This window comes from Leifsonia sp. 2MCAF36, from assembly GCF_052115525.1.
In the GTDB taxonomy this organism is placed as follows: domain Bacteria; phylum Actinomycetota; class Actinomycetes; order Actinomycetales; family Microbacteriaceae; genus Leifsonia.
The window spans coordinates 280,515-296,550 of the sequence record NZ_JBFRGV010000004.1 but is presented as its reverse complement, the minus strand read 5'-3'; the positions used below and the strand labels follow the sequence as shown (position 1 = coordinate 296,550).

19 protein-coding genes are annotated in these 16,036 nt (G+C 68.7%); 13 read left to right on the top strand and 6 right to left on the bottom strand.

Annotation, left to right across the window (positions count from 1 at the left end; translation table 11 throughout):
• The first annotated feature begins 4 nt into the window (after positions 1-4).
• Positions 5-1,024: an NADPH:quinone reductase gene (locus AB4079_RS08695; RefSeq protein WP_441786884.1), complete on the top strand. Its 1,020-nt coding sequence runs from the start codon at positions 5-7 to the stop codon at positions 1,022-1,024.
• Here AB4079_RS08695 and AB4079_RS08690 read toward each other — a convergent pair.
• Complete coding sequence (locus AB4079_RS08690; protein WP_441786883.1) at positions 1,008-2,261, bottom strand: MFS transporter; 1,254 nt, start codon at positions 2,259-2,261, stop codon at positions 1,008-1,010. The two genes, AB4079_RS08695 and AB4079_RS08690, sit on opposite strands and share 17 nt — an antisense overlap.
• An 88-nt stretch (positions 2,262-2,349) precedes the next feature.
• On the opposite strand from AB4079_RS08690, the gene AB4079_RS08685 reads away from it, so the two are divergent.
• The 3 genes from AB4079_RS08685 to AB4079_RS08675 are packed head-to-tail and all read left to right on the top strand — an operon-like array spanning position 2,350 to position 3,969.
• Positions 2,350-2,895, top strand: coding sequence for a TetR/AcrR family transcriptional regulator (locus AB4079_RS08685; RefSeq protein WP_441786882.1), 546 nt, complete (start codon positions 2,350-2,352; stop codon positions 2,893-2,895).
• 31 nt (positions 2,896-2,926) lie between these two features.
• Positions 2,927-3,667: an AzlC family ABC transporter permease gene (locus AB4079_RS08680; protein ID WP_441786881.1), complete on the top strand. Its 741-nt coding sequence runs from the start codon at positions 2,927-2,929 to the stop codon at positions 3,665-3,667.
• Positions 3,664-3,969, top strand: coding sequence for an AzlD domain-containing protein (locus tag AB4079_RS08675; RefSeq protein ID WP_441786880.1), 306 nt, complete (start codon positions 3,664-3,666; stop codon positions 3,967-3,969). Before AB4079_RS08680 ends, AB4079_RS08675 begins: the two co-directional genes overlap by 4 nt.
• 223 nt (positions 3,970-4,192) lie before the next feature.
• Here the strand turns inward: AB4079_RS08675 and AB4079_RS08670 are convergent, their stop codons facing one another.
• The 4 genes from AB4079_RS08670 to AB4079_RS08655 all read right to left on the bottom strand — a co-directional run bounded on the left by AB4079_RS08670 (position 4,193) and on the right by AB4079_RS08655 (position 9,521).
• Entirely contained in the window at positions 4,193-5,287 is a 1,095-nt protein-coding gene (locus AB4079_RS08670; protein ID WP_441786879.1) for a substrate-binding domain-containing protein, read from the bottom strand.
• A gap of 52 nt (positions 5,288-5,339) precedes the next feature.
• Positions 5,340-6,683, bottom strand: a complete 1,344-nt coding sequence (mmsB, locus tag AB4079_RS08665) for a multiple monosaccharide ABC transporter permease (RefSeq protein ID WP_441786878.1) — start codon at positions 6,681-6,683, stop codon at positions 5,340-5,342.
• A 2-nt stretch (positions 6,684-6,685) separates the two neighbouring features.
• Positions 6,686-8,233: a multiple monosaccharide ABC transporter ATP-binding protein gene (gene mmsA / locus AB4079_RS08660; protein ID WP_441786877.1), complete on the bottom strand. Its 1,548-nt coding sequence runs from the start codon at positions 8,231-8,233 to the stop codon at positions 6,686-6,688.
• A 97-nt stretch (positions 8,234-8,330) separates the two neighbouring features.
• Complete coding sequence (locus AB4079_RS08655) at positions 8,331-9,521, bottom strand: ROK family transcriptional regulator (RefSeq protein ID WP_441786876.1); 1,191 nt, start codon at positions 9,519-9,521, stop codon at positions 8,331-8,333.
• 111 nt (positions 9,522-9,632) lie between these two features.
• On the opposite strand from AB4079_RS08655, the gene AB4079_RS08650 reads away from it, so the two are divergent.
• The 6 genes from AB4079_RS08650 to AB4079_RS08625 all read left to right on the top strand — a co-directional run bounded on the left by AB4079_RS08650 (position 9,633) and on the right by AB4079_RS08625 (position 12,997).
• Positions 9,633-10,448 (top strand): shikimate 5-dehydrogenase, encoded by an 816-nt coding sequence (locus tag AB4079_RS08650; protein ID WP_441786875.1) that lies wholly within the window; start codon positions 9,633-9,635, stop codon positions 10,446-10,448.
• Positions 10,449-10,543: 95 nt separating this feature from the next.
• The gene (locus AB4079_RS08645; RefSeq protein WP_441786874.1) at positions 10,544-10,786 is read left to right on the top strand and encodes a DUF6458 family protein; all 243 of its coding nucleotides are present in this window, start codon (positions 10,544-10,546) and stop codon (positions 10,784-10,786) included.
• A 22-nt stretch (positions 10,787-10,808) separates the two neighbouring features.
• Positions 10,809-11,246 (top strand): MarR family winged helix-turn-helix transcriptional regulator, encoded by a 438-nt coding sequence (locus AB4079_RS08640; protein WP_441786930.1) that lies wholly within the window; start codon positions 10,809-10,811, stop codon positions 11,244-11,246.
• A 295-nt stretch (positions 11,247-11,541) separates the two neighbouring features.
• Positions 11,542-11,964 carry a MerR family transcriptional regulator gene (locus tag AB4079_RS08635; RefSeq protein ID WP_441786873.1) on the top strand — a complete coding sequence of 141 codons (423 nt, stop codon included), beginning with the start codon at positions 11,542-11,544 and terminating at the stop codon, positions 11,962-11,964.
• Positions 11,965-12,107: 143 nt separating this feature from the next.
• Positions 12,108-12,365, top strand: a complete 258-nt coding sequence (locus AB4079_RS08630; protein ID WP_441786872.1) for a hypothetical protein — start codon at positions 12,108-12,110, stop codon at positions 12,363-12,365.
• A 74-nt stretch (positions 12,366-12,439) separates the two neighbouring features.
• On the top strand, positions 12,440-12,997 hold the full coding sequence (locus AB4079_RS08625; protein ID WP_441786871.1) for a dihydrofolate reductase family protein: 558 nt from the start codon (positions 12,440-12,442) through the stop codon (positions 12,995-12,997).
• A gap of 6 nt (positions 12,998-13,003) precedes the next feature.
• On the opposite strand, the gene AB4079_RS08620 is transcribed toward AB4079_RS08625, so the two are convergent.
• Positions 13,004-13,936, bottom strand: coding sequence for a hypothetical protein (locus AB4079_RS08620; protein ID WP_441786870.1), 933 nt, complete (start codon positions 13,934-13,936; stop codon positions 13,004-13,006).
• 157 nt (positions 13,937-14,093) lie between these two features.
• Here AB4079_RS08620 and AB4079_RS08615 point away from each other — a divergent pair, with 157 nt between their 5' ends.
• Genes AB4079_RS08615 through AB4079_RS08605 form a run of 3 tightly spaced genes read left to right on the top strand, consistent with a single transcriptional unit; the run spans position 14,094 to position 15,930 of the window.
• On the top strand, positions 14,094-14,939 hold the full coding sequence (locus AB4079_RS08615; protein WP_441786869.1) for a hypothetical protein: 846 nt from the start codon (positions 14,094-14,096) through the stop codon (positions 14,937-14,939).
• Positions 14,939-15,355, top strand: coding sequence for a phage holin family protein (locus AB4079_RS08610; RefSeq protein WP_441786868.1), 417 nt, complete (start codon positions 14,939-14,941; stop codon positions 15,353-15,355). The genes AB4079_RS08615 and AB4079_RS08610 overlap by 1 nt, the downstream gene beginning before the upstream one ends.
• Complete coding sequence (locus AB4079_RS08605) at positions 15,352-15,930, top strand: DUF3618 domain-containing protein (RefSeq protein WP_441786867.1); 579 nt, start codon at positions 15,352-15,354, stop codon at positions 15,928-15,930. Before AB4079_RS08610 ends, AB4079_RS08605 begins: the two co-directional genes overlap by 4 nt.
• The last annotated feature ends 106 nt before the right edge of the window (positions 15,931-16,036 follow it).

Genomic DNA, 16,036 nt, shown 5'->3' with positions numbered 1-16,036 from the left:
TGCCATGAAGGCTGTCAGCTACTCCACCACCGGCGACTCCGACGTCCTCACCCTCAGCGAGCGCGATGAGCCGCACGCCGGCCCGGGCGAGGTGCGCGTCCGCATCCACGTCTCAGGGGTGAACCCGACCGACTGGAAGGCGCGGCGCGGGGGCGGATCGACTCAGCTGCTCCGGCCGCAGGTGCCGAACCAGGATGGCGCGGGGGTCGTCGACGAGGTGGGTGACGGTGTGACCTCCCTCGCCGCAGGCGACCGGGTCTGGGTGTGGGATGCGGCCTACCAGCGCCCGGACGGCACGGCCCAGGAGCTCGTCGTGCTGCCGGAACGCCTGGTGGTCCGGCTGCCGGAGGGCGTGACCTTCGACGAGGGCGCGTCGTTCGGCATCCCGGCGCTGACCGCCCACCGCGCGCTGACGTCGTACGAGTTCGCTCCGGCCCAGCTGGCCCCCGGATCGCTGGACCGCCGCACGGTGCTCGTCGCCGGAGGCGCGGGCGCGGTGGGGCACGCGGCCATCCAGCTCGCGGTCTGGGCTGGAGCGACGGTGATCGCCACGGTCAGCAACCATGACAAGGCCGAGCTGGCGCGCGCGGCTGGTGCTCACCACGTCGTCAATTACACGGAGCCTGAGACGACCGAGGCGATCGGCGCCCTGGCGCCGCGCGGCGTCGACATCGTGGTCGAGGTGAACGCGTCGGCCAACGCGGAACTCGACGTGAAGGTGACGGGCGCGAACGCGACGATCGCGAGCTACGCCGACGCTCCGGGCGCCGAAACCGTGACGATACCGGTGCGGCCGAGCATGGCCAAGAACCTGCGCTGGCAGTTCCTGCTCACCTACACGGTGGCCCCCGAGACCAAGGAGGCGGCGGTGCGGGCCGTGTCCGCAGCGGCCGCAGACGGTGCGTTGCGGGTGGGTGCCGAGCACGGCCTCCCGATCACGCGCTTCCCGCTCGAGCAGACCGCGGCGGCCCACGACGCCGTCGAGAGCGGCGTCGTGGGCAAGGTGCTCATCGAGGTGTCTTGAGCACCTGCACCACGAGGGCGGCGACCGAGGCGACAGCGATCGCCGCAGAGTAGCCGAGCGCCGTCGGGAGCAGTCCGATGACGCCGATCAGTTCGCCCGCCGCGAGGGCCGGGAGCCCGTACGCGAGGTAGCTGACCAGGAAGATCCCGGCGAAGAGTTCGGCGCGCTGGTCGTTCGGAGCCAGCGGTGCGAGGATGCGCAACATCCCTGAGAAGCCGGCGCCGAAACCACCGCCCGCGACTGTCGCCCCGAGGAACAGCAGGGGCAGCAGGGCCGCGCCGATGCCGACCGCGGCCACGGCGACGCCGACCAGGATCGCCAGCATCGACCACACGACGGTGGTGCGGGCGACCGCGCGGGTCAGCAGGAGGGCGGCCACGGCGCCGACGGCCGGTGGGACGGCGACGATCGCGCCATTCAGCAGTCCGCTGTCGAGGTGGAAGACCCCGTGCAGGATGGACGGCGACAGACCGATGAACAGTCCCGCGAGCATCCACGTCGCGAGGAAAAGCGGGATCGCACCGACGAACTCGCTCCGAGCGGCAGCCGGGATGAGCAGGCGTGGGATGAGCGATCGTGCGGCTCCCGGGCGACGCACGACGGTCTCGGGCGATGCCACGATCACCAGGATGCCGGCGGCGAACAGCACGACGAGGGCGACGAACACCAGGGTCGTCGGCTGCGGGACGAATTGCACCGCGAGGCCGGTGAGGAACGCGCCGATCGCGATGCCGCCGACCGGCGCGGTGCTGCCGATCGTCGCACCGAGCTTCTTCTGCTTCTCGGGCGCAAGCTCGACGAGCGCCGCGGTGAAGGTGCTCATCGCCGCTCCCGTCGCCACGCCCTGAACGGAGCGGGCGCCGATGATCCAGCCGATGTCCGGCGCGAAGAGGAAGACCAGCATCGCCACGATCTGGAGGGCGAGCGCGCCGATCAGCACGGGCCGGCGGCCGATGTGGTCCGACAGCGAGCCGGCGATCAGGAGCGTGATCAGCAGGGTCACCGCGTAGATGGCGAAGGCCACCGTGAGCAGCCACGGCTGGAAGCCCCACTCCTGCTGGTAGAGCACGAAGAGCGGGCTCGGGGCGCCAACGGCCAGCGCGACCGCGACGAAGGCGAGCGCGGTGCCGGCGAAAGCGGCGACCGGGCGAAGCCGGAACGAGCCTCCTCGGCGCACGGCGGGGACGGGTCGCACGGCGAGCATCCCGCCGGTTCGGGTCTCTTCGGCTGTGGTCATGTCGACTCCTTAAAGCAAATTCGATTGCTTTTGCGACTATAGGGCGGCAGGTGTTAAAAAGCAACAAGATTTGCTTTAAGCTATTCCCATGGACACCACCACCACATCGTCCAAACGAACGGGCGGCCGCAGCGCGGCGGTCATCCACAACGTGCGGACGGCGGTCGAAGAGCTCGTCGAAGAGAAGGGCCAGGACAGGGTCACCGTCCCGATGATCGCCGAGCGCGCCGGGGTCAATCCGACCAGCATCTACCGACGCTGGGGCGACCTTTCGACCCTCATCAACGACATCGCGACCTACCAGCTCGACCCCGACCGCCCGCTGCCCGCGAACGGCGACCTGCGCAGCGACCTCACCACCTGGGCGCGCGAGATCGTCGACCACTACCGCAACCCGGTCAACGCCGCCCTCCTGCGCGGCGGCGCCTCCGCCGCGGGCGAGCGGCAGTCGTACTGCCTGCGCAACCGACGCATCGAGGCGGACGTGCTGCTGCAGCGCTACCCGGACGCCGCCGTCACGGCCGACGACATCCTCGACATCGTGATCGCCCCCATCATCTACCGGGTGATCTTCCTGCCCTGGACGCTGGACGACAGCACCGCCGAACACCTGGTCGGTCGCCTGTTCCGCTGACTGACCCACCAGGCGGTAGTGTCGGGAGGCGATGCGCCAGGAACGGACCAGCGAGGAACGCGCCGCGGCCCGCTCCGGCTGGGCCGTCGGGATCGCGACCGCACTGTATGGGATCTCGTTCGGCGCGCTCGCCACGGCATCCGGCCTCGATGTCTGGCAGGCGTGCGTCCTCAGCCTTGTCATGTTCAGCGGCGGGTCGCAGTTCGCCCTGATCGGCGTGCTCGCGTCCGGCGGTGTGGCCGCCGGAGGTACCGCGATTGCGAGCGCGGCGCTGCTGGGCGTGCGCAACTCCTTCTACGCGCTGCGACTGTCGCGGGTGATCGGTCCTGGTTTCTGGAGGCGCGCCGGCGCGGTGCAGCTGACGATCGACGAATCCACCGCCGTCGCCGTCGCGCAGCGAGAGCCGCGGGCTCAGCGCATCGGCTTCTGGGTCACCGGCCTGGTGGTCTACGTGGGATGGAACCTGATGACGCTGGCCGGCGCCCTGCTCGGCAACCTGATCGGCGACGTCAAGGCGTACGGGCTGGATGCGGCTGCCGCCGCGGCGTTCCTCGGCCTGCTCTGGCCCCGGCTCAAGGCGCGCCAGACGCAGGCGGTCGCCGTCGCGGGCGGCTTCGTCGCGACCCTCCTCACGCCGTTCCTGATGCCGGGACTGCCGGTGCTGGCCGCAGCGGTCGTCGCCGTCGTGCTCGGCGTGCTCAACCTGTTCGGCAGGCGTGACGATCCCCCGCACCCCGAGGCGATCCCGATGGAGCGGGAGGTGGAGCCGTGACCACCTGGCACGTCATCCTGCTCGGATCGATCGCGGTGCTGGCCCTGAAAGCGGTCGGCTGGATGGTCCCGCCCAAGGCGCTCGACCATCCCACCGTCGCGCGGGTCAGCGACCTGTTGACCGCTGCGCTGCTCGCGGCCCTGATCTGCGTACAGACCTTCGGCGCCGGCCAGTCACTGGAGCTGGACGCGCGTCTTCCCGCGGTGGCGATCGCCGCCGGCCTCTACGCACTGCGGGTGCCGTTCATCGTCGTGGTGCCTGCGGCGGCCGTGGTTGCCGCACTCATCCGGCTCTTCACCTGAGGGGCCGGCCCCCAGCGTCGGAGGACGGGACGCACATCGCCGACGGAGCATGCACCGACTGCATTATCCGTGCTATCCCTGATGCCCCGGGTAGTCCAGCCGTTCTAGCCTATTGCTGTCTCGGCCAGGGGGAACCGATCCCGTCGGGGGACGGATCGGGAAAGGGGCCGGAGCGCACAGCGCTCCGGCCCCTTTCATTGTTCACACGGGGTGCGAACGGGAGTTACTTGGTCAGCGGCTCGAGGGTCGGGTCGTTGGCGTACGCCTGCGCCGCGTTCTCCTTGGTGACGATGACCGGCTTCAGCAGGAAGGCCGGGACGACCTTGGTGCCGTTGTTGTACGACTTGTCGTCGTTCGTGGCCGGCTTCTTGCCCGCCTGCAGGTCCTTGACCATCGCGATGGCCTGCTTGACCAGGTTGCGGGTGTCCTTGTTGATGGTCGAGTACTGCTCGCCCGCCATGATGGACTTGACCGACTCGGCCTCGGAGTCCTGACCGGTGACGGTCGGGATCGGCTTGCCTGCACCCTTCACTGAGGTGATGATGGCGCGGGCCAGGGTGTCGTTCGGCGACAGGACGCCGTCGAGCTCGGTCGAACCGTAGTTGGCGGCGAGCAGGTTGTCCATGCGGGTCTGCGCGTTCGCCGGCAGCCAGCCCTGGGTGGCCGTCTGCTTGATGTCGGTCTGACCGGAGACGACCTTGAGCGTGCCGTCGTCGATCTTCGGCTTGAGGATCTTCATCGCACCGTTGAAGAACACAGCCGAGTTGGCGTCGTCCGGCGAGCCGGAGAAGAGCTCGATGTTGAAGTTCTTCTTGTCCGGGAACTTGGCCTTCATGCCGTCGAGCAGGGCCTGACCCTGCAGCTCGCCGACCTTCTCGTTGTCGTACGCGACGTAGTAGTCGACGTCCTTGGTGTTGAGGATGAGGCGGTCGTACGCGATGACGGTCGCGCCGGCATCGTGCGCGGCCTTGGCCTGCGCGGCGAGCTGGCCACCGTCGACGGCGCCGATGATGACGACCTTGGCGCCGTTGGTGATCATCGACTGGATCTGCGACTGCTGGTCCGCGACGGCGCCCGAGGCACCGGCGTACTGCACGTCGCTCTTGAAGCCGGCCGACTTGAGGCCGTCGGTGAACAGGCCACCGGCGAGAACCCAGTTCTCCGACGTCTTGGTCGGGAGGGCGACACCGATGGTGGAGTCCTTGGCGAAGCCGGACCCGGAGCTGCTGTCGGAACCCGAGCGGCTCGACGAGCAGCCGGTCAGGGCGAGCGCGGCGGCAGCTGCGACAGCCACTGTCGCGAGTGCGATTTTGCGCATTGTTTCTCTTTCTCTGTGTGTGGATGGTGCAGGGGAGGTGAAGCTCAGGTACTCAGGAGGTCAGCGACCGCGAGGAGTCCTCGGCGGAGTCACCGGTCGGGACCACGGCGGGCTGTTCGGCGCCGGCGGCGTCGGCCTGCTGCGTCTTGTCGCGGTTGAACATCCTGCCTATCAAGGACGGGCCGCCGCGACGCTTCGAGTAGACGTCGACACCGACCGCGATCAGCAGCACGAGGCCCTTGATGATCTGGACCTTGTCACTGGTGACGCCGAGAAGCTGGAGGCCGTTGTTCAGGACGGCGATGACCAGACCACCGATGATGGAGCCGGCCACGGTTCCGATACCGCCGGAGACCGCAGCACCACCGATGAACACGGCGGCGATCGCGTCGAGCTCCCAGCCGAGGCCGTCCTGCGGGCCGGAGGAGACGGAGCGGGCGACCGCGATCATGCCGGCCAGTGCGGCGAGCACCGACATGTTCATCATGACGAAGAAGTTGATCCGCTTGATCTTCACGCCCGACAGCTCAGCCGCGTGCCAGTTCCCGCCGACCGCGTAGATGTGGCGACCGAAGATGGTGCTCCGGGTGATGAACGAGTACAGGATGATCAGCACGCCGAGGATGACACCGGCGACCGGGAACGACGTTCCGACACGACCGCTGCCGAAGAGCACCGCGGCGTAGATCACGACGGCGTCGAGGATGACCACCTTGAAGACGCTGACCCACAGCGGTGCCTTGTCGGAGCCCATCTTCGTCTGCTTCCGGCGGGTGCGGGCCTCCGCCAGCGCGATCACGACGGCGATGATGATTCCGAGCAGCAGGGTGGAGTTGTTGAAGCCGGTGTTGGGGCCCCACTCGGGGAGGAAGCCGCCGCCGATGAAGGTGTAGCCGTCCGGCACCGGAATGGTGTTCGCGTTACCGATCAGCTGGTTCAGGCCGCGGAAGATGAGCATGCCCGCCAGGGTGACGATGAACGCGGGGACGCCGACGTAGGCGACCCACCAGCCCTGCCAGGCGCCGATGACGACGCCGACGAGCAGGCCCAGGATGATCGCAAGCGGCCAAGGGACGTGCCAATTGGTCATGGACTCTGCGACGACGATGCCGACGAGGGCGGCCACCGAACCGACCGACAGGTCGATGTGGCCCGCGATGATGACCATCACCATGCCGATGGCCAGGATCAGGACGTACACGTTCTGATTGACCAGATTGATCAGGTTCACCGGCTCCAGCGTCTTGCCGCCGGTCAGCACCTCGAACAGCAGGATGATGATGACGAGGGCGCCGAGGATGCCGAACTTGCGACCGGTCGACTGGCCGCCACCGAACATCTTGCCGAGGTCGCGGAGACCGCCGGACTTCTTCTTCTCGGGAATCTGTGTGGTCATGGCTATCGGGCAATCCTCTTCTTGGCGGATGTCATGCTTTTCAGGAGGGTTTCGGGGGTCGCCTCCGCGATGGGAAGCTCATCGGTGATCTGACCCTCGAAGATCGTGTAGATGCGGTCCGAGATGCCGAGCAGCTCGGGCAGCTCGGAGGAGATGACGATGACGCCCTTCCCCTGCGCGGCGAGGGCGTTGATGATTCCGTAGATCTCGAACTTGGCGCCGACGTCGATACCGCGCGTGGGCTCGTCCAGGATGAGGATGTCCGGGTCCGTGAACATCCACTTCGCCAGGACGACTTTCTGCTGGTTGCCGCCGGAGAGCGTCGAGACGCCACGGTCGACATCCGGTGTGCGGATGCGGAGCAGCTTGCGGTACTCGTCGGCGACCGCGTACTCCTGCAGGTCGTCGACGACGCCGCGCTTGGCGATCTTCGAGAGCTTCGCGGCGACGACGGACTGTTTGATGTCGTCGAGGAGGTTGAGGCCGAGCACCTTGCGGTCCTCGCTCACGTAGGCCATGCCGTTGTCGATGGCCTCGGAGACGTTGCGGACCTGGATCTCCTTGCCGTCCTTGTAGATCTCACCGGAGACCCAGTTGCCGTAGGAGCGACCGAAGACGCTCATCGCGAGCTCCGTGCGGCCGGCGCCCATGAGGCCCGCGAAGCCGACGATCTCGCCGCGGCGGACGGAGAAGCTGGAGTTCTTGACGACCAGCCGGTCGGGGACCTGCGGGTGCTGGACGACCCAGTCGCGCACCTCGAAGATGGTCTCGCCGATGTTCGGCGTGCGCTCGGGGAAGCGGCTCTCCAGCGTGCGGCCGACCATTCCGCGGATGATGCGGTCCTCGTCGACGCCGTCCGCCTTGACGTCGAGGGTCTCGATGGCGCGGCCGTCGCGGATGATGGTGATCTGGTCGGCCACCTGCTCGATCTCGTTGAGCTTGTGGCTGATGATGATCGAGCTGACGCCCTTGCCCTTCAGCCCGACGATGAGGTCGAGGAGGTGGGCGGACTCGGCCTCGTTCAGCGCGGCCGTCGGCTCGTCGAGGATGAGCAGCTTCACCTGCTTGTTGAGCGCCTTGGCGATCTCGACCAGCTGCTGCTTGCCGACGCCGATGTTCTTGATCTGGGTGTCGGGGTCGTCGGTGAGGCCGACGCGGGCGAGCAGCTCGACCGCACGGGTCTTGGCTTCCTGCCAGTTGATGACGCCACCACGGGCGGGCTCGTTGCCGAGGAAGATGTTCTCGGTGATCGACAGCTCGGGGATCAGCGCCAGTTCCTGGTGGATGATGACGATGCCCTGCTGCTCGCTGGACTTGATGTCCTTGAAGCGCATCACCTCACCCTGGTAGACGATGTCGCCGGAGTAGGTGCCGTACGGGTAGACGCCGGACAGGACCTTCATGAGGGTGGACTTCCCCGCGCCGTTCTCGCCGCAGATCGCGTGGATCTCGTCGGCGTGCACGGTGAGGGAGACATCCGCGAGCGCTTTGACCCCAGGGAACTCCTTGGTGATCGCGCGCATCTCGAGGATGACTGCGTTCGACGGCATCGTCGCTCCTTGCGGTGCTCGGGAATGGATGTGCCTAAGTAGTAAACGCTATTCTCACACTTGTCGTCAAATAGTGAAGACAACGATGCGATAACGCTCAGTCGTTCCCGGCCAGGGCGCCCTTGATGACGATTGCCGCCGCTCCCAGCGACTCCGCGCGGTCTCCGAGAGACGAGACCCGCACGGTGGTCGTCCCGGCGATGATCGGCAGGGCATTGTGCTGGATGCCGCGCCGGATGGGATCGAGCAGCGCATCCCCCAGCCCCACCAGCGGACCGCCGATCAGGATCAGCTCGGGATTGATGACGTTCGCGATGTTGCCGATGGCCTGGCCGATCGCGGTGCCCGCGTCCCTGACGACGCGCAGCACGGCCGGATCCTGAGCGAGGCCGCGGCGGAGGATGTCGGAGGTCGACCCGGCGGGGCCGGTGCCGCGACTCAGCGAGTCCAGCATCACGCTGGTGGAGGCCACCGTCTCCAGGCAGCCGCGGTTGCCGCAGCGGCAGATCACGCCGTGCTCTGCGACAGGAGTGTGACCGAGCTCGCCCGTGATGCCGAGGAACCCGTAGTACGGCAGGCCGTTCAGGATGAGACCTGCGCCGATCCCGGTGCCGATCTTCACGAAGATGAGGTTCCGCTCCCCGCGGTTCGCACCCCAGGTCACCTCGGCGAGCGCGCCCAGGTTCGCGTCGTTGTCGACGACCACCGGGAAGCCGAAGACGTCCTCGAGCTCGCGCCGGCTGATGCCCACCCACTCGGGAAGGATGGCGCCCTGCAGCACGGTTCCGGTCCGGCGGTCGATGGGGCCGGGGATGCCGACGCCCACGGCGAGGACGGACTCCCGGTCGTGGCCGCCGTCCGCCAGCATCCGGTCGAGCAGTGCGGACGCCTCCTGCACCGCGCCGACCACGTCGTACCCCGGCTCGAGGGCGACCTGCTCCTCCGCGAGGACGTCGTAGCCGAGGGTCGTCAGCACGATGCGGACGTGCCGGCGGCCGAAGTCGACGCCGACGGCGATGTCGCCGGTGTCGGTGAGCTGCACGAGCAGCGCGCGCCGTCCGCTGGACGTCACCGGACTGGTCGCGACGACACCCTTCGTCGCCATGTCGCGGACGATGTTGGACACGGTGGCGGTCGACAGGCCGGTCCCGCGCGCCAGCTCAGCCTGGGTGGACGGTCCATTGGCCAGGAGGAACTCGACGAGTCGCTCCTGGTTCAGATGCCTCAGTGCGCCCTGCGACCCCGGATTGCGTGCGCCACGGGGGATCAGCCCCTGAGTGGCGGTCATGACGATAAGCGTGAACGATCAACGTGTTGGAGTCAAGTTGTAAACGCAATAGTCCACCCCGCGGTCGGGTGACACCGTCCCGCACGACGCTCGGGCTGGGATGATGGGACCATGCCCATCCTGAACAAGGACATGCAGGTCTGCATCTCGCTGGCCGGTCGTCCCAGCAACATCGGCACCCGCTTCCACAACTTCCTGTACGACGAACTCGGCCTCAACTTCGTCTACAAGGCCTTCACCACGGACGACCTGGAGGGCGCCGTGCGCGGCATCCGGGCGCTCGGCATCCGCGGCTGTTCCGTGTCGATGCCGTTCAAGGAGGCGATCATCCCCCTCGTCGACAACCTCGAGGCGTCGGCGGTGGCCATCGAGTCGGTCAACACCGTGGTCAACGAGGATGGACTGCTCACGGCCTCCAACACCGACTACGAAGCGGTGGCCCAGCTGCTCGCGGAGCACGCGGTCGACCCGGCGCAGCGGGTGCTGGTGCGCGGGTCGGGCGGCATGGCGAAGGCCGTGGTCGCCGCCTTCCGCGGCGCCGGCTTCGACGACCTCACCGTGCTGGCACGCAACGCGGAGGCCGGCTCGGCGCTGGCCGAGCGCTACGACTACCGCTGGGCGCAGGAGGATCCGGAGCCCGACTTCGACGTGATCGTCAACGTCACCCCGCTCGGGATGCGCGGAGACGCCGAGTCGGTTCTGGCCTTCGGCGAACCCTTCATCGAGCGCGCCTCGACGGTTTTCGATGTCGTCGCCTTCCCGTCGGAGACGCCGCTGATCAGCGCGGCGCGCGCAACCGGAACCGCGGTCATCACCGGGGCCGAGGTCATCGCTCTGCAGGCGGCCCGCCAGTTCGAGCGGTATACCGGGGTCGCGCTGACGCCCGAGCAGGTCGCGCGGGCCTCGGAGTTCTCGCGCGCCGAATGACGCTCGCTGACAGCCGTGGACGCGGGCTCTGTGGGATGCGCGCTGCCGCATCCGGGGAGTAGCTTGAGCCCACGGACGTGAGGGAGCGTGGCGAAATGGGCATCGGAAGCGGCATCTTCATCTTCGTCGTCGGGCTCATCCTCGCCTTCGCACTTCAGGTGCAGGTGAGCTGGATCGACCTGAAGACGACCGGATACATCCTGATGGGGGCGGGCCTCGTCGTCTTCGTGATCTCGCTGGCGTTCGCGCTGCGCCGCCGGCCGCGGACCGTGGTCCGCCGGGAGGGCGTCGACCCGGCCACGGGCGAGCGGATCGAGCGCCGGACCGATGAGTACTGAGTCCCCGCCCTTCACCGGCCGGATGTCGGACGACGTCCTCGCGCTCGAGAACCAGGTGTGCTTCGGCCTCGCGGTCGCAGCCCGCAGCGTCATCGCCCTGTACCGGCCGGTGCTGGAACCGCTGTCGCTGACGCATCCGCAGTACCTGGTGATGCTCGCCCTGTGGGAGCAGGAGCCGCGGTCGGTGAAGAACCTGAGCGATGCGCTCGCGCTCGAGCCGGCCACCCTGTCCCCCCTGCTCAAGCGACTGGAGGTGACCGGCTACGTCGAGCGTCGCCGCAGCGTGGCCGACGAGCGCGCCCTGGAGGTGCGACTCACCGAGAGCGGCCGCGCCCTGCGCGCGGAGGCGGAGAAGATCCCGCCGCGCATCGTCGAGCGTCTCGGCCTGCCCGTGTCGGAACTGGCGAAGCTGCGCGAGAACCTGCAGGCCATCATCGGCGCGGCCATCCGCACGAAGTAGCCACCAGCCCACGGAGGAACCGCCGCCCTTCCGCTCCCGAAAACACCTCCTTCACCCGGCATTCGTCGGCGAGTCGAGAGGTGAGTCCTCCCTTTCCGCAGCCGCCCGCGATGTCGGAAACGGAGGAGTCGGCACACGACACGCCGCGGGTGCGCCGGGAACGGAGGAGAACCGGCAGTGCGGCAGCGAAAAGTCCTCCGTTTCCGCGCACGAGACGACGAGGGAGGACGAGCCGAGCACGAAGTGCTTGACCCTGACCCGCGGGTCAAGGTCTACGCTGGCGTCGGAGGATGACATGCGCATCAGCGAACTCGCCGAGCAGGTGGGGGTGACGGTTAAGGCCGTGCGCTACTACGAACGGCTCGGGCTGGTCTCCCCGGCGCGGCTCGGGAACGGCTACCGGGAGTACGGCGACGATCATGTGCGCGTTGTGCGCGAGATCCGGGAGCTGGCCGCGACCGGCATCCCGCCGGGCAAGGCCCGCCCCTTCATCGACTGCCTCGGCTCCGGTCACGCACACAGTGACGAGTGTCCCGCCTCGCGCGACGCCTACCGCGACGGGCTGGCAGAACTGGATGCGGCGATCGCCCAGCTGGAGCGGCGGCGCGAACTGCTCGCCCGCCGTCTCAGCGGAGCCGAGCACCGCATCCCCGAGGCCGCGCATGGCTGCGGGTGCACGGTCCCGGGCGCGGTGGCAGTCGAAGCGCTGACCATCTGACTCGAGGAGCGTCCCCCGCAGATCATCCCCAGGGATGACCCTCCCCCCACCTGCGGTCGATGTCCGCACGACGTCCCAGCGGTTGACTCGTTCGTGTCGGCTCGGGCACTCGGCCCGCAGCCTCGACGCACAGGGGGAGACCGATGACGACGCTGGGCCACGGACTGCGAACCGCACCGACGCTCGGATCATCGTCGGTACCGGTACGGCGGCGGGCGCGGGGGTTGCTCGCCGCCGTCACCGGCAACCCCTACCTGCAACTGGCCGTGACCCTGGTGCTGGTCGCGGCCGGTCTGGCGCTGCTGACACTCGGCATCGGACTGGTGCTCAACCTCACCGTGCCGCTGGTGTTCGACAACGAGCTGCGTGCCCTCAAAGACCTGCTGCCGCAGCTCGGCTGATCAGCGCTCCGGAGATCGGCGGTTCGGGAGCGGGCCACTGGCCGTCCGGTCGTTCGGGGCTCTAGAGTCGCGGCATGGGACGACTCATCTTCGCGGCCATCACGTCGGTCGACGGGTACACGGTGGATGCCTCCGGCTCCTTCGACTGGGCCGCCCCCGATGCCGAGGTGCACGCGTTCGTCAACGACCTCGAGCGCGGGGTCGGCACCTACCTCTACGGGCGGCGCATGTACGAAACGATGCGGGTCTGGCAGGACTTCCCGGGCGCGGAGGATCACCCGGTGACGGCCGACTACGCCGCGATCTGGCGGAACGCCGACAAGATCGTGTACTCATCCACGCTGACCGAGGCGAGCACTCCGCGCACCAGCGTGCAGCCGCGCTTCGACGCTGATGAGGTGCGCAGCCTCATCCGGAGCAGCGACCGGGACCTGTCGATCGGCGGCCCGACGCTCGCCGCGGCGGCCTTCGCGGCCGGACTTGTGGACGAGGTCCGGTTGATCGCCGTGCCGGTCTCCGTCGGAGGAGGCACCCCGGCTCTTCCCGCCGGGCAACGGCTGCAGCTCGAGCTGCTGGATGAGCGACGCTTCACCGGCGGGACCATCGCGCTGCACTACGCCGTGCAGCACTGAGCCGGCTCAGGCGGCGTCCCACCAGCGGAGCACCCGCAACGCCCGCAGCGTGATCCAGCGGCTCGGGAAACCCTCCATCTCGAACTCGATGATCACCGAGCCTTCGTGCAGGTTCCCCAGCACCCAGCGGCCGTCCGCGTCCGCCTTGCCGCGGACCAGCTCGATCGCCTCGGCGAGCCGGGGATCGCGCCGGTTCTGCAACCGGAAGTGCTCCAGGCCGCGGAGGATGTCGTGGTACCAGCGCACCGGGTACGAGAGCATCGCCATCCGCGGGTCGGCGACCGCGCCGTCCGTGCGGCGACGGAACAGCCCACGCTCCAGGAGGTACTCCTCGCCCGCGTCGGCGACCTCGTCCACCCGGGGGTCGGAGCCGCCCGCGCCCTGCCACGACCGCAAGCCCTCTACCGCGCAGATCGTCGAATGGAAGGACGAGACGCGCGCTCCGTACTCGGCCCAGCAGTTCCAGCCGCCGTCGTTCAGCCGCGATCCGGTCAGCGTCTCGGCGATCGTGTCGCCCCGCTGACCGAAGTAGGAGGCGATCGTCAGGGTCACTCCGTTGATGCACGGCTCGGTCTCGCCGTCGAAGTACGGTTCGCCGGCGTGCTCCCAGCGAACATTTTCGCGGACGCGTCCGATCGCCTTCCTGGCCTCCGGGCTCTCCGGGTCGAGGCCGAAGTCGACCAGCTGCTGAAGAGTGAAGTGCGTCGCGCTCCAGGCGTCGAACCCGTCGCGCTCGGGCGGGATCCAGCCGGGCCGGTACGTCCCGCCGTCCCAGAGGCCGTCCTCCGCCTGCTCCGCCAGGAGGGTCGCTCCCCAGCCCTCGTGGGCGATCCGGGCCCGTTCGGTGGCCACCTCCTCCGCGGGTGCGTCCTTCAGATCGGCCAGCACCTGCCAGCGGATCGCAGGGTCGGAATCGAGCAGCCAGTCGACGACGTCCATGGGCGCCACGGTAGCCCAGCACGGGTTGGGCGCACACCTACGCGTACAGGTACCCCCCTGGAGCGGGTCGTGTCAATCGCTGGACCCGCCTCCCTCAGGTGTCTTCAGTGGGCGGCACATCCCAACCGGACACATCCATCGAAAGGAAACGTCAGTCATGACCATGTCAGACGACCAGTCCGCGGACACACCGATCTTCGACAGCAGGCGCGACGCGTTCGAGCCGGAGGCGGGCGTGCCCGTGACAGTGCTGCCGGACGGCACCTACGAGACCACCGGTGGCCCCACCGCCGGCAGTTCCTCCGAGAGCAGCCAGGGCGGCGTCAAGGACGAAGCGGGCCGCGTCGCAGGATCGGCCGCACAGGCCGGCAAGGACGTCGCCGGCACCGCCAAGGAGCAGGCCATGAACGTCGCCGGCGAGGCGAAGTCCCAGGCGAAGGACCTGTACCACCAGACCCAGCGCGAGCTGCGCGACCAGGCTGCCCAGCAGCAGGAGCGGGTGGCCAGCGGCCTCCACTCGGTCGGCGACGAGCTCGAGCAGATGGCGTCCTCCTCCGAGCAGAACGGCCTCGCCACCGACCTGGTGCGCCAGGCGGCCGAGCGCACCCACTCGATCGCCGGCTGGATCGGCGACCGCGACCCTGGCTCGCTTCTCGACGAGGTGAAGGCGTACGCACGCCGCAGCCCCGGCACGTTCATCGCAGCCGCGGCCATCGCCGGCGCGCTCGCCGGTCGCCTGACCCGCGCGCTCGCCAGCGGCGGGAACGACTCGGGCAGCGGCTCGGGTAGCAGCCGCAGCACCGGCACCGACACCACGGGCCTGGCGGCCGGGGGCATCCCCGAGGCGCCCAGCTACACCGCGACCGGCACAGGCGTCGGCGGCGGTACCGGCATCGGCGGAGCCGGGGTCGTGGGCGGTACCGGCGTCGTGGGCGACCCGTACGGCGACGACGTGAACGACCTGCCCGAGCTCCCCGGAGCCGGCTACACCGGAGGCCGGTGATGACCGATCAGCCCACCCCTTCGGAGGAGCGCGCCGCGAACAATTCGCTCGGCGAGCTGCTCGGGGAGGTCAGTCGTGACCTCTCCACCCTGATCCGCCAGGAGATGGAACTCGCCAAAGCCGAGATCAAGCAGACCGTCACGCGTGCCGGAAAGGGCGCTGGTCTGCTCGGCGGCGCGGGTTACGCGGGCCTCATGGCCGTGTTCTTCCTGTCGATCGCCCTCTGGTGGGCGCTCGGCTACCTGGTGGGCAACGCCTGGTCTGCGGTGATCGTCGCCATCATCTGGGGCATCGTCGCACTGATCCTGTACCTGCGCGGCCGGAAGCAGCTCGAGACCGTCCAAGGTGCGCCCCAGACCGTGGAGACGGTCAAAGAATTCCCCGAAACACTGAAGCGAAACGAGGAGAACCGATGAGCGACGACCCCGACGCGATCCGCGCCGACATCGAGGCCACCCGCCGCAACCTGAGCGGCGACGTGGACGCACTGGCCGACAAGGTCACGCCCAGCAAGATCGCCGAGCGCCAGACGCGCAAAGTGAAGGGCGCCTTCCACTCCATCAGCGACAGGGTGATGGGCTCTGCAGGAGACGTGGCCGGTTCTGCCGGTGGAGCCGTCTCCGGCGCAGGTGACGCTGTCGCCGACGCCGGACGGACCGTCGTCAACAAGGCGCAGGGCAACCCGCTCGCCGTTGGCCTCATCGCCTTCGGCGTCGGAGCACTCGTCGCCTCGCTGATTCCGGCGAGCAACAAGGAGCAGGAGCTTGCAGCATCCGCGAAGGACGCCGCTCAGCCCCTCCTCCAGGAGGCCGCGGAGGCCGGCAAGCAGATCGCCGGCAACCTGAAGGAGCCCGCCCAGGAGGCCGTCCAGTCGGTGAAGGAGACCGCACAGGATGGGGTGACCACCGTCAAGGAGGAGGCCACCGACCGTGCAAGCGACGTCGCCGACGACGCCAAGGAATCGGGACAGCGACTGCAGTCCAACTCGTAACCCCGTCCCCCGAACCGCGCGGCGGAAGGCCATCCCCCGGACCTTCCGCCGCGTTCTCCTTTTCCCGGGCCGAGAACGCCCTCCCCCACGCACCGAGAGGACGACA